Below are 11,392 nucleotides of genomic sequence, written 5' to 3' on the forward strand. Positions count from 1 at the left end.
GCAGGCCCTTAGGGATGCTGTGGGGCCCCTTTCGAAAAGCTTGTGGGCTCTTCAAAAACCAGTATCAAACACCTCTACAGTTTCCAGGAGCTATGCTCTCCCTGCCAGCCAGGGAGGCGGGGAGGGGTATTGGACAAGGCCCTGAACCGACCGGCGGCGTTACTGCAACCCCGCCCAACCTCCCCTGTCGGGTCGGCAAGGCACAATCAAGCGCCGGCTTCGAGCCGCTCGACCCCTTGTTATGAATGCATCTGTGAGTAATCAAACCCGGAGCAAGCCCCGAAACCCCCTGGCGGCATAGTACGACTCGGCCCCGTTGTGGTACACGAACACGTGGTCGTAGCGGCGGTCGCCAAAGAGGGCCCCGCCGAGCTTTCGGATGGGTTCGGGGGTCTTGAGCCAGCTCGAGGTTTTGGTATCAAAACTACCCAGTTGCTGCAAAGCCCGGTACTGCGCTTCGGTCAGAAGCTCTATGCCCATGGCAGCGGCCAGGCCCATCGCCGAGCCCAGCGGTTTGTTGGCCTTGCGGGCCTCGAGGGCGGCCTGGTCGTAGCAGAGGCTCCGGCGGCCCTTGGGGCTTTCAGGCGAGCAATCGCAAAAGATAAACTCACCCGTCTTTGCGTCGTGGTCAATCACGTCGGGTTCGCCACCGGTCTGCTCCATTTCAAACAACGCTTTAAGCTTGCCGGGATGGGATTTCAGCCGCCGCTCCACCTCGACCCAGGATAGGTTCGGGTGGCGCATCATGTTTGCTTCAAATCGGGTTTTCAAGGTTTGAAGCAGCGCCTCTGCCTTTGGCGGGGTCATGGGGCCTCCCAGTCGGTATGTTACCCTACACCCGCTTTGCTTGAACATTGGGCCGACGGCTGGCGCAAAGAGCAGGGTTTTTCGCGCTCTTCACAGACGTGGCCGCCCACGAAAACGAGAAGGGGCAAAGATAGGTGCCTCACCTCGGTGGGGCACGCTTGTCTGCGTTGCGTCTGGGCAAAGACGCATGTTTCCGAGTTTCCAGGCGGCCACCATTTTGTTCTGAACCAGGCTTTCTCGAACTCGAGTGGCTCACAAATATGCGAAGAGCGCACTAAACCCCGCTCCCTGCCTCAGCGCTTGAGTAGCATGCAAAGAAAAGTTGGTCCTGTGCCGGGTTCAAACCGGCTGGGCTCCCCCGGCCTGGTGGCGATCTTTTTGAATGGCCCCTGCCACCCGAAAAACTTCGGTCGTGCCCGCTTGCCATCGAACGGTGAGAAGTTACTCAGGTGCACCCCGTGCAGGAGTGCGGTTCGGGCCCCAGAAAAAAGCCGGTTCAGGAAGCCTACTTCCGCAAAAGCCGTACCATCTCGACCAGCTGCGCCGGAGCGGGGGGCTCGAGGTCGGTCTGGCACCGGGCCAGGTAGGTCTCGAGGATTTCCTCCCCCACCGAGTCGAGTGCGCTGCGCACCCCACTCAAAAGCGTCAGGATGTCCTTGCACTCGCGGTCTTCCTCCACCATTTTTTGCAGGCCCCGCACCTGGCCTTCCAGGCGGCGCAACCGATGGACAATTCTGGTCTTGTCGCCTGGGCCGAAGGGGGTGGCTGGGGTTTGCTGGGAGGCAGTGGGCATATCGGGCCTCCTTGGTTTTATCGGGTGATGGGGTAGCGCCGGGCCATCCAGGCCTGAATGCCCCCGTGCACCAGATTGAGGTTTCGATAGCCCTTGTTGATCAGGTACTGCACCGCGACCGCGCTACGGTTTTGCGTGTTGCAATGAATGTACACCGCACGGTCTTTGGGCACTCGGCTCCACCAACCCTCAATCTCCTGCACCGGCCAGTTGACTGCCCCCTTGATGTGACCCTGGGCAAACTCCTCTCGGGTGCGCACATCAATCACAAACACCTTGGGATTGGACAAGGCCGCCTTCAGATCGTCCACCGTGACGATTCTGGGCTGGGCCATGCCCACAGAAAACAGGGCCAGCAAAAGGGTCAGTAACCTCATGCCACCACTCCGGCGCTGGCCTTGATGGCCGCCTCCACAAAGACCCGATCCGGCTGCCCGCCCAGAATGCGCTGCTGGGTGTTCCCGCTCACGATGGTATCGGGCACGCCGGAGATGTTGTAGCGGCGCGAGAGGGTGGGGAACTCGTTGGCCTCCACCCCTTCGGCGATCACGTTGGGGTTGTGAAAAGCCATTTTGAAGGTAGCCAGAACGGCCTGCGGGCAGTACGGGCAGGTCGGGGTCACGAAGGCCTGCATCCGTACCGGTGCGGTCACCTTTTGCAAATCGGCCTGCGACTGCTCCCCCAGTTTGCTTTGGCCGGTGCCGAGCATCAGCAAGGCCTCTATCAGGGTGCTAAACTCGTACCCGGCGGGCAGGCCCAAAAAGCGGATGTTGCTGCGGTTGGAGCCTTTTTCACGCAGCAGGATGGTGGGCGCATGGCTCAGGCCCAGGGCCTGGGCTTCGGGGTCGGAATGCAAAGAGCGCTGCTCTAAGCTCAGGTTGGGGTTCAAAGCGACCACTTCTTTCAGCAAGCCCAAAGTCTCGTCCTGAAGGCCCACTTCCTGGCCGGGCAGCTCGATGCCCGAGGTGGTGAACACCACCAGCTCCACCGGGTTCTGAATGGGAGCCAGCATCTCGCGCACCTGGCCTTGAATCTTTTCGTTTAGAAACATGCTTTTCTCCTTGGGTGGGGCCACATACCCCCACCGGTATACAGCAGTATACCCCCTGGGGATATATTACGCAAGTGAACTCGAGCCCCGGCAAAAGGCAATAGACTGGAGGCATGTGGGGATGGTTGAAAAACCTGCTGGGGCTGGGGCCCAGAGTGCCCCGAATTACGGCCAAGGAAGCCCAGGAAAAGCTCAAGGCCGGGGCGGTGATGATTGATGTGCGCACCCCCCTGGAGCGCAAGCTGGCCAAAATACCGGGCTCGCAGGGGTTGCCGCTGGCCGAGCTGGCCCGGCGGTGGGAGAGCCTGCCCAAAGACAAGCCCATCATCTGCCAGTGCGAGAGCGGCAACCGCAGCCAGCAAGCCGCCGAGTTTCTGGCCGAAAAGGGCTTTGAGGTCTACAACCTGGCCGGGGGTATCTCCGGCTGGCAGGCCGCCGGTTTGCCGGTGAAGAAGGGCGATATACAGCGCTAAAGGCCCAGCCTTGCGGCCAGCGCCCGCACCGCCTCGAGGGTGGTGGGCGGCCCATGGCCCACAAAGATGGTCTCGGGCCCCAGGCGGGCAATCTTGCCCACCGTACGCCGAGCCTCTGCGGTGTCGTGGTTGACCATCGCGGGCGGCAGCCAGGGGCCCCGGGGGCCTACCCGCAAGGCGTCCGCCGCAAGCAGGGTTCCCTCCCGCAGCAGCCCGATCTGCCCCGGGGTGTGGCCGGGCAGGTGCACCACCCGCCAGCCCAGCACCTCGGCGCCTTCTTCCACGGGAATCAGGGCTTCCTTTGGAACGGGCCGGGGGCTATTGGCGATGTAGTCGCCCAGCCAGGGAATGGGCGGAAACGGGGGGCGGCGCTTTTCCCCGCAGATGTAAGGGATGTCGAGCGGGTGGGCGTAGATGGGCAGCCGCAGCCGCTCCCAGAGCAGCCGGGCCCCGCCTACATGGTCGAGGTGGTGGTGGGTCAGCACCAGGGCCGCCGGTCGTTTATCCCCCAGGTAGCGCAGCAGCTTCTGGTTTTCGTTCGGCATCCCGCTATCTACCAGCAAGGGCGCTTCCGAGGCGCCCATCAGGTAAATGTTGGCGGTCATCGGAAAGACCTGCATCAGGTTCGTGCAGCACGGGGCAGCACATCCACGCCCATGCTCAGGAGGGCTTCATGGATGGCCTCGGCGTCAATGCCAGCCTCGCGGTGCATGCGGGGAATGGAGCCGTGGTCGAAAAAGCGGTCGGGTAGGCCCAGTACACGGATGTCGGGCTTCAGGCCCAGCTCGTTCAAAGCCTCCAGCACCGCGCTGCCAAAGCCGCCCATCTTCTGGTGGTCTTCGGTGGTCACCAGCTTGTAGCCCCCCAGGGCCAGCCGCTCCAGCATTTCCCGGTCCAACGGCTTGAGGAAGCGGGCGTTGACCACCCCCACCCCGGGGTTGTCGCCGGCGGCCTCGAGGGCGTACTTGAGGGTCTTGCCGAAGGCCAGGATGTAGGCCTGGCTCCCCTCCTTCAGCACCTCCCAGCGGCCCCATTCAATCTCGGGCCAGGCCCCTTCGGGGGCTTTTTCCACGCTATCGCGGGCGTAGCGGATGGCGATGGGCCCTCCGAGTTCCAGGGCCTTTTTGAGCATGGCGCGAAGCTCCAGCGCATCCTTGGGGGCGGCAATCTGCAGGTTGGGAATGGTGCGCAGGTAGGCAATGTCGAAAACCCCGTTGTGGGTAGCCCCGTCGCCCCCCACAATCCCGGCCCGATCCACCGCAAACACCACCGGCAGGTTCTCGATGGCGATGTCGTGGATAACCTGGTCAAAGGCCCGCTGCAAGAAGGTGGAGTAGATGGCCAGCACCGGCTTCAGGCCGCGCAGGGCCATGCCGGCGGCGGTGGTGGCCGCCACATCCTCGCAGATGCCGGTGTCGAGGTAGCGCTCGGGGTGGGTCTGGGAGTAGCGCACCAACCCCGAACCCTCGCGCATGGCCGGGGTAATCACAAAAAGTTTGGGTTCCTGGTAGGCCAGCTCGGTCACCGCATCGCCGAAGGCTGCCGACCAGGAGTAGCCCTTGCTCACCTTCTCGGGGTTCTGGGGGTTGAAGCCGGGCGGCCCGTGCCAGTAGATGGGGTCTTCCTCGGCCACCCCGTAGCCCTTGCCCTTCTGGGTCACAATGTGCAGCAGGGTGGGGCCGTCGAGTTCCTTGATCTGCTCCAGGATGTGAATCAGGCCTGGCAGGTCGTGGCCGTCCACCGGCCCCACGTAGCGGATGCCCCAGGCGTAGAAGGGGTTCTCCTGGTGCAGCATCAGCTTGGCCGCTTCCTTGGCCCGGTCTACCAAGTTGAAAAGCCGGGGCGAGATGCCCTCCAGCACCTGCTTGCCCCATTTCTGGGTGTCCTGTACCCACTTCTTGGTCTGGTACTCCTTGAAGTAGCGGTTCAGCGCCCCCACGTTTTCCGAGATGGACATCTCGTTGTCGTTCAGGATCATGAGGAGCTTGGGTTTGCGCTCTCCGATCACGTTGAGGGCGGCCAGGGCCATCCCGCCGGTCAGGGCGCCATCGCCGATAATGCCCACCACGTGGTAGTCCTGGCCCAGCGTATCGCGGGCGATGGCCATCCCCAGCGCGTTGGCCAGCGAGGTGGAGGCGTGGCCCACTGTGATGGCGTCGTGCTCGCTTTCGGAGACCTTGGTAAAGCCCGAGATGCCCCCTTCCTGGCGGATGGTGTGGATTACATCCTTGCGCCCGGTGAGGATTTTGTGGGCGTAGGCCTGGTGGCCCACATCGAAAAGCAGGCGGTCTTTGGGCGAGTCGAAGACCCGGTGCAAGGCCACAATCAGCTCCACCGCCCCCAGCGAGGAGGCCAGGTGGCCCCCGTTCTGGGCGCACACCCGGATAATCTCGCTGCGCAGCTCTTCGGCTAGTTGCAGCAGCTCTTCTTGCGAGAGGGTTTTGAGGTCCTGGGGCTGGTTTACCTTTTGCAGAATCACATACGCCTCCCAAAACGGCCGGGCGATCACGCAGTTACGACCCACCTCTTGTCCCCAACTTTAGGGGATTGTGCGCTTGTCGCAGTACCCCAGAGAACAAAGGGGCCCACCATTGTAGGGCCGCTCACGATTCATCTGAAGTTGCGGTCAATGAGGGAAAGCCCCCCCTGGTCGCTGAAGTTGACCGAACTGAAAATCTCGCCTACGCCAGGGAAAAACCACACCTCAAAGTTTTCCCGCAGGCTGGGGTTGCGGGGGTCGCGGTACTCGAGGCCGATGCGAAACACCTCAAAGCTGCCCGCTGGCACCGTGACGTTGGACTTGCCCAGCACCGTGTAGGTGTACTCCAGCACCCGGTCGCTAACCCGTGTGGCCTGGTTGTTGGGGCGCAGTTCGATGACTTCGCGGGTCTGTCCACCCCAGCGGGCCCCCACCGCCAGGCTGGCCTGCGGGGGGTATTCCTGGATGGCCGGGGTGTAGCGGGCAACCTGGAGCCGGTCGAAGTCTTCGATGCCCAAAAGCCGCACCCCACTGGCATCAATCTGGCGGTAGTAGGAGCGCTCGAGGCCCCGCCCGCTCAGGCGAAAGCGGATCGCGGGCTGGCCCTCAAAGGTGGTGGGGCCAATCACCGAGAGCCGCACCGGGGGGTCGCCAATGGAAGCCCGGGGCGGGAGGTATATCCAGTCCAGCCCTGGCTGGGAGGGGTAAAAACCCACCGGCCCCTGAATCAGCGCGGTGTTGGTCTGGGGTTCGCCGGTGCGCGGCGCACAGGCCGCCAGCAAGAGCAAAACCACAACAAGGATTCGCCACATCGCCCCAATTTACCCTTGATGGGGGGCGGCTGGATGTAAAACCTCGCGCAATTCGATTAAGAACTGGGGAAACTCGATCAGGGCCGGGGGCTCCTGCGCCCCGGAAACCAGCATCAGTTCGGCGCCTAAGCGCTCGAGGTAGGCCACCCCTCGCAGGAAACCCTGCTCGAGTTGGTGCAGGCGTTGCTGCAGGCGGTCTCGGGTGGGAGCCTCGAGGCCCGGTTTGGCCAGGTAGCGCTCGAGTTCGGCCATTTGCAGCAGCAGTTGGCGCAAATCCCGCCCATACTGCCGCACCTGCTTGAGCGCTTTACTGAGCTGGGGGAGCCTCTGGCCCTGCCGATGGATTTCGGCCAGAGCCAGCTCCAGTCGGTGCGCCTGCTCGCTTTGCGCCTGCGGCAGGCTGCGGCCCGCGCCCAAAGCCCAGACCAGCAGCCCCACCACCAGCAGGAGCAGCATCAACTCAAGCAGAGCCAGGCTCGCCACCTTGCTTTTAGAATACGACCCTTCCCCACTTTTGTTCAGGGGTGCGCCCCCCTTGGTCGGAGCGATAAGCTCAGGCAAGACCTAACCTAAGCGACCTCGAGCGTTTCCGGGTCAATCCGGGGCTGCACCCCAGCCACCCTCAACCGCCGATAGGGTCTGCATTTTAGGCCCAGGCGCCACCGGGCCCAACCCGGCGTGGGTGGGGCTCAACTGGGCTTGGGTGTGGGGCATGGGGGCCGGTCACCTAAGCACCACTCGAGCCCGCACGGTTAGCCTGGCCCGGACACGCGCCCAGTAAAGCCGCTTGGGGGGCCGCCAGTCGCCAACACCGCACCCAGCCCACCGAGGCCCATCACCCAGGCCAGCGTTGCGCAGGTTCAACAGGGGCATCAAGGTTGTCCGGCGTTCCGTCCCAATCAAGAAATGCAGCCTCTGTCATCTGGTTTCTTGCGGGCCACTGACAAAAGCGCAGTAGCTTTGAGTGAGCAAGAGGGCTGGTATGTCCAAAGAAATGCGCCTGCGCGACGCGGCCATTGCCGCCTACCGGGCCGAGGCCTTGCAAGCCGGCGAAGCCTGGTACAAGACCGTCGCCTACGAAGAACTGCGGCGGGTGCTGGGTGAAGAGTGGCTGGGCCTGAGTCGCTTCCGCCTGGTCGAGATCTGCGGAGCCCGCGAGGTCACGGTGGAAGTGGACGGAGAGCTTTTTTCAGTAGCCGAGGTGGGCAAAGCCAACGGTGAGCCTGCTGCCGTGGTGGTGCGCCACCTGCCCACAGGCCGGGCGGTGGGCAGCCTGGCCCAGCTGGGCGAGGTATTTCTGGACCATTCCTGAACGCAGCTCGCACCAAGGCTGGGGCAGGCTCTGCCTGTGAAGCCGCAGCAAAGAACACCCTTAGCGAAGCTTGAGGGCCCGCCCCTCCCAGGCTGGCTCGGGCGCCACCCCCAGCAGGGCCGCTGCGGTTGGGGCGAGCTCGAGCAGGCTCATCGGCTCGGCCAGCGGCTGACCGCGGGACACTCCCGGCCCCCAGGCCAAAAACGGTACGGTCATGTCCTCCGGGTGCTCGGTGCCGTGCATCCGTAGGTGGCCGCCGTGGTCGCTCATCAGCAACAGTACGGTGTCGTTGGGCAAGGCTTCCACGACCCGGCCCAGCAGCCCATCGAGGTGTTCAACCTGGCGCAGGTAGGCAGGGCTCATCCAGCCCGCCTGATGCCCTACCTCGTCCACGCTACCCAGGTAGAGAAAGGTAAAGTCGAGCTCGCTCGAGCGAAGGTAGGGCAGGGCCGCTTCAACCACCCTTTGGTCGGAGACCTCAGGGTTGTGTTCGTAGGCGATAAGCTGGGAAACAGCCAGGCTCAGGGGTCTGGCCACGTCGCGCAAGGGCTCCCAGGAATAAAACATGCCGCTGCGCCTGCCCGCTTGCTTCAGCACCTCGAATAACCCCGGCACTGGACGGGCCATTGGCACGTAGGTGTTGGACAGCACCCCGTGTCGCTCCGGCGGCAGGCTGTGAAACAGGCTCATGTGGCAGGGCAGGGTGATGCTGGGCCAGACTGAGCGCGCCGACGCGGTATAGACCCCCTCGCGCATGAGGGCCTGAAAGTGGGGGGTGTGGGCGACCTCGAGGGCATCGGGACGCAGGCCGTCTATGGTGACATAAAGGACTCGAGACACCCCAAAACCCCTACACCAGAATCCAGGCGTCCTCCGGCACGTGGAGCCGCACCAGGTCTCCCCGCTGCAAGAGCACCTGGTTGGGCACCAGAACCGTCCACAAATCGGGGCCTACCCGCACCAGCACCTGCTGCTCGGCCCCCAGGTAGGTCACCAGCTCTACCGTACCGCTAAAGGAGCCGTGGGGGTTTAGCTCCACCCGCTCCGGGCGCACACCCACCTGGCCCGCAGGCGCTGCCGGCAGGGCAACCTCATGCCCGCTGATGCGGTAGCCGCCGGGGGTTTTCTCGGGGGTGAACAGGTTCATGGAGCCCACAAAAGTGGCCACAAAAGGGCTTTTGGGCCGGGTGTAGAGCTCGCGGGGGGTGCCCACCTGCTCGATGCGGCCCTGATTCATCACCACCACCCGGTCGGACATGCTCATGGCCTCCTCCTGGTCGTGGGTGACCAGCAGGGTGGTAATGCCAAGCTCGAGCTGCAACCTGCGCAGCTCGGTGCGCAGCCCGGCCCGAATCTTGGCATCGAGGGCCGAGAGCGGCTCGTCCAGGAGCAGCACCCGGGGCTCGGGGGCCAGCGCCCGGGCCAGGGCCACCCGCTGCCGCTGCCCACCGGAAAGGTTCTGTACCGGACGGTGCTCGAAGCCCAGCAAGCCCACCAGCTCGAGCATCTCCCCCACCCGCCGCTTGATCCGCTCGGCGGGCCAGCGGGCCACCCGCAGGCCAAAGCCGATGTTGCCGGCCACGCTCAGGTTGGGAAAAAGCGCATAGCTCTGAAACACCATGCCCACCCGGCGTTCTTCCGCAGGCAGCGCGGTCACGTCCTGCTCGCCAAAGTAGACCCTGCCTTTGTCTGGTTGCTCGAAGCCGGCAATCATGCGCAGAGTGGTGGTCTTGCCGCAGCCCGAGGGGCCCAGCAGCGAGACCAGCTCGCCGGGGGCTACCTCCAGGCCCACCCCCTCCACGGCGGTCTTGCCCTGGAAGTGCTTGTGAAGGTTCTCGAGTCGGATTCCAACTTTCTGCATCAGATCACCGATACCTTGGCGTCCTTCCGCAGCGACAGCGCCCAAAAGCCCAGCCCCCAGGCGGCCAGAAACGAGAGCACCGTGATGGCGGCGCTGCCGTTGCCGTCGGTACGGGCCAGCTGCACCTGGTAGACCGGCAGGGTTTCCCACAAGGTGCCAATCAGAAGCTGTGTGAGGGCAAACTCCCCAAAGGCCGCACTGAAAGCCAGCACCCCTCCGGACAGCACCCCCGGCAACACCGTGGGCAGGATGACCCAGGCCAGGGTTTTGGCGTCGTCCGCGCCCAGGCTGCGGGCCGCCTCGGCCAGGGTCTTGATGTCGGCGGCTGCGAAGGCGTTGTCCACCGCACGGTAGGCATAGGGCAGCGAGATGACCGTAACGGCAGCGATGAGCAGGAGGGGGGTCTGGGCGAGTTGCAGGGGCGGGCCGGAGTACAGCGAGATCAGGCCCACCGCCAGGATAACCCCCGGAAACACAAAGGGCCACAGGGTGAGAAACTCGAGCACCCCCGCCACCTTGGGGTAGTACATCCGCACCACAAACAGCGTGGGTACCAGAAAGAAAATGGAGAGGGCCACCACCGAGAACGAGAGCAGCGCCGTGCGCCCCAGCGAGAGCCAGAAGCGCTGGTTCTCCAGGAGGTTGGCCCAGTGCTTGAGGGTGTAGCCCTCCGGCAATAGCGTTGTCCAGCTGGTCGCCACGCTGTAGGCAAACGAGGCCAGGATGGGCAGAAACAGATACAACCCCAAGGCCACCAGCAAAAAGCGGCGAAATAGCTGGCTCATACCTGCTCCATTCGCGCAGCCCAGCGGCGGCTCAGGCGGTACAGCACCAGCGATACGGCCAGCACCAGGGCCATCATCAAAGCCAGGGTGGAGGCCAGCACCGGGTTGTAGCCGATATCGCCCCCCACCTGAAAGCCAATCTGCAAGGGTAAAAGGTTGCGCTGCCCCTGGGTAAGGGCATACACCGTCGCGTAGGCCCCAAAGGCATTGGCGAAGAGCAGGATGTAGGAGCCCAGGATGGAGGGCAGCAAAACCGGAATCCCCACCCGCCACCAGAAACCCCACTGGTTGCTCCCCAGGCTACGGGCGGCCTCGAGCCACTCCCGCTGAATGGCCCCAAACGCCGGGAGCATGAGCACCGTCATGAGGGGCCACTGGAAGTACAGATAAACCCAGTACAATCCTTCCTTGCCGTAGATATCCACCGTGGGCAGGCCCAGCCCTTTCAAAATCAGGTTCAAGAAGCCATTGCCACCCAGCAGCACGATAAAGGCAAAGGCCAAGGGTGGCCCGGCAAAGTTGGCCGCTACCGCCGACAGGCCCGTGGTAAAGCGCTTAACCAGGGGGTTGGCCGAAGACCACAGGGCCCAGGCCGTCAAGGTGCCCAGCACCGCGCCCTGCAGGGCGCTGTAAAAGGCCAGCTCGATTGAGTTGCGCAAAGCCCGCTGAAAGAGGGGCCGGGTGGCCTCGGCCCAGGAGGCCAGGCTGAGCTGCCCCTCGCTCCAGAAGACCCGCGCCAGCAACAACCCCGGCAGCACCTCAAACAGGAGCAAAAAGAGCACAAACAGCAGGGCAATCCCCACACTGGCCCAGCGCAGACCCAAGCTCATAGCCTTGCCTCCAGACCAAACCCTCCCTGGCCCGAGCCAGGGAGGACGGTTCTAGTTAGGACACAGCTAGCATCCACCGAAATTCCCTAGTTGCCCACCACCTCGAGGGCCCACTTCTCGCCCATGTCCTTGGCCACGGCCTCCATGTTCAGCCAGTTGGTCACGGGCTTGGCCACTTTGTACTGAGCC

General features: G+C 63.8%; 14 protein-coding genes. 2 read left to right on the top strand and 12 right to left on the bottom strand.

Translation table 11 applies throughout. From position 1 onward, the window contains the following. Positions 1-261: 261 nt before the first annotated feature. From NZN28_RS12285 to NZN28_RS12300, 4 genes are all read right to left on the bottom strand, one after another. Complete coding sequence (locus tag NZN28_RS12285; protein WP_367275837.1) at positions 262-855, bottom strand: DUF4256 domain-containing protein; 594 nt, start codon at positions 853-855, stop codon at positions 262-264. Positions 856-1,312: 457 nt separating this feature from the next. Further along, complete coding sequence (locus NZN28_RS12290; protein WP_295398608.1) at positions 1,313-1,600, bottom strand: metal-sensitive transcriptional regulator; 288 nt, start codon at positions 1,598-1,600, stop codon at positions 1,313-1,315. Positions 1,601-1,617: 17 nt separating this feature from the next. Beyond that, complete coding sequence (locus NZN28_RS12295) at positions 1,618-1,977, bottom strand: rhodanese-like domain-containing protein (protein WP_295398610.1); 360 nt, start codon at positions 1,975-1,977, stop codon at positions 1,618-1,620. Beyond that, the gene (locus NZN28_RS12300) at positions 1,974-2,651 is read right to left on the bottom strand and encodes a thioredoxin family protein (protein ID WP_295398611.1); all 678 of its coding nucleotides are present in this window, start codon (positions 2,649-2,651) and stop codon (positions 1,974-1,976) included. Before NZN28_RS12300 ends, NZN28_RS12295 begins: the two co-directional genes overlap by 4 nt. A gap of 113 nt (positions 2,652-2,764) precedes the next feature. On the opposite strand from NZN28_RS12300, the gene NZN28_RS12305 reads away from it, so the two are divergent. Continuing rightward, the gene (locus tag NZN28_RS12305; RefSeq protein WP_295398613.1) at positions 2,765-3,124 is read left to right on the top strand and encodes a rhodanese-like domain-containing protein; all 360 of its coding nucleotides are present in this window, start codon (positions 2,765-2,767) and stop codon (positions 3,122-3,124) included. Here the strand turns inward: NZN28_RS12305 and NZN28_RS12310 are convergent. The 4 genes from NZN28_RS12310 to NZN28_RS12325 all read right to left on the bottom strand — a co-directional run bounded on the left by NZN28_RS12310 (position 3,121) and on the right by NZN28_RS12325 (position 6,871). After that, on the bottom strand, positions 3,121-3,729 hold the full coding sequence (locus NZN28_RS12310; protein WP_295398615.1) for an MBL fold metallo-hydrolase: 609 nt from the start codon (positions 3,727-3,729) through the stop codon (positions 3,121-3,123). The two genes, NZN28_RS12305 and NZN28_RS12310, sit on opposite strands and share 4 nt — an antisense overlap. 14 nt (positions 3,730-3,743) lie before the next feature. Continuing rightward, entirely contained in the window at positions 3,744-5,603 is a 1,860-nt protein-coding gene (dxs, locus tag NZN28_RS12315; protein ID WP_295398617.1) for a 1-deoxy-D-xylulose-5-phosphate synthase, read from the bottom strand. A gap of 131 nt (positions 5,604-5,734) precedes the next feature. Further along, positions 5,735-6,415, bottom strand: coding sequence for a hypothetical protein (locus NZN28_RS12320; protein ID WP_295398619.1), 681 nt, complete (start codon positions 6,413-6,415; stop codon positions 5,735-5,737). Positions 6,416-6,424: 9 nt separating this feature from the next. Further along, positions 6,425-6,871, bottom strand: a complete 447-nt coding sequence (locus NZN28_RS12325) for a hypothetical protein (protein WP_295398621.1) — start codon at positions 6,869-6,871, stop codon at positions 6,425-6,427. A gap of 526 nt (positions 6,872-7,397) precedes the next feature. On the opposite strand from NZN28_RS12325, the gene NZN28_RS12330 reads away from it, so the two are divergent. Beyond that, the gene (locus NZN28_RS12330) at positions 7,398-7,727 is read left to right on the top strand and encodes a hypothetical protein (RefSeq protein WP_295398623.1); all 330 of its coding nucleotides are present in this window, start codon (positions 7,398-7,400) and stop codon (positions 7,725-7,727) included. 60 nt (positions 7,728-7,787) lie between these two features. Here NZN28_RS12330 and NZN28_RS12335 read toward each other — a convergent pair whose 3' ends face one another. From NZN28_RS12335 to NZN28_RS12350, 4 genes are read right to left on the bottom strand one after another with little or no spacing between them, the layout of a single operon-like run. Continuing rightward, entirely contained in the window at positions 7,788-8,567 is a 780-nt protein-coding gene (locus NZN28_RS12335) for an ectonucleotide pyrophosphatase/phosphodiesterase (protein WP_295398624.1), read from the bottom strand. 10 nt (positions 8,568-8,577) lie between these two features. Continuing rightward, positions 8,578-9,588: an ABC transporter ATP-binding protein gene (locus NZN28_RS12340; RefSeq protein WP_295398626.1), complete on the bottom strand. Its 1,011-nt coding sequence runs from the start codon at positions 9,586-9,588 to the stop codon at positions 8,578-8,580. Beyond that, the gene (locus tag NZN28_RS12345; protein WP_295398628.1) at positions 9,588-10,373 is read right to left on the bottom strand and encodes an ABC transporter permease; all 786 of its coding nucleotides are present in this window, start codon (positions 10,371-10,373) and stop codon (positions 9,588-9,590) included. Before NZN28_RS12345 ends, NZN28_RS12340 begins: the two co-directional genes overlap by 1 nt. Further along, on the bottom strand, positions 10,370-11,203 hold the full coding sequence (locus NZN28_RS12350) for an ABC transporter permease subunit (RefSeq protein WP_295398630.1): 834 nt from the start codon (positions 11,201-11,203) through the stop codon (positions 10,370-10,372). The genes NZN28_RS12345 and NZN28_RS12350 overlap by 4 nt, the downstream gene beginning before the upstream one ends. Positions 11,204-11,392 lie beyond the last annotated feature (189 nt).

Source organism: Meiothermus sp., from assembly GCF_025056915.1.
GTDB lineage: Bacteria > Deinococcota > Deinococci > Deinococcales > Thermaceae > Meiothermus.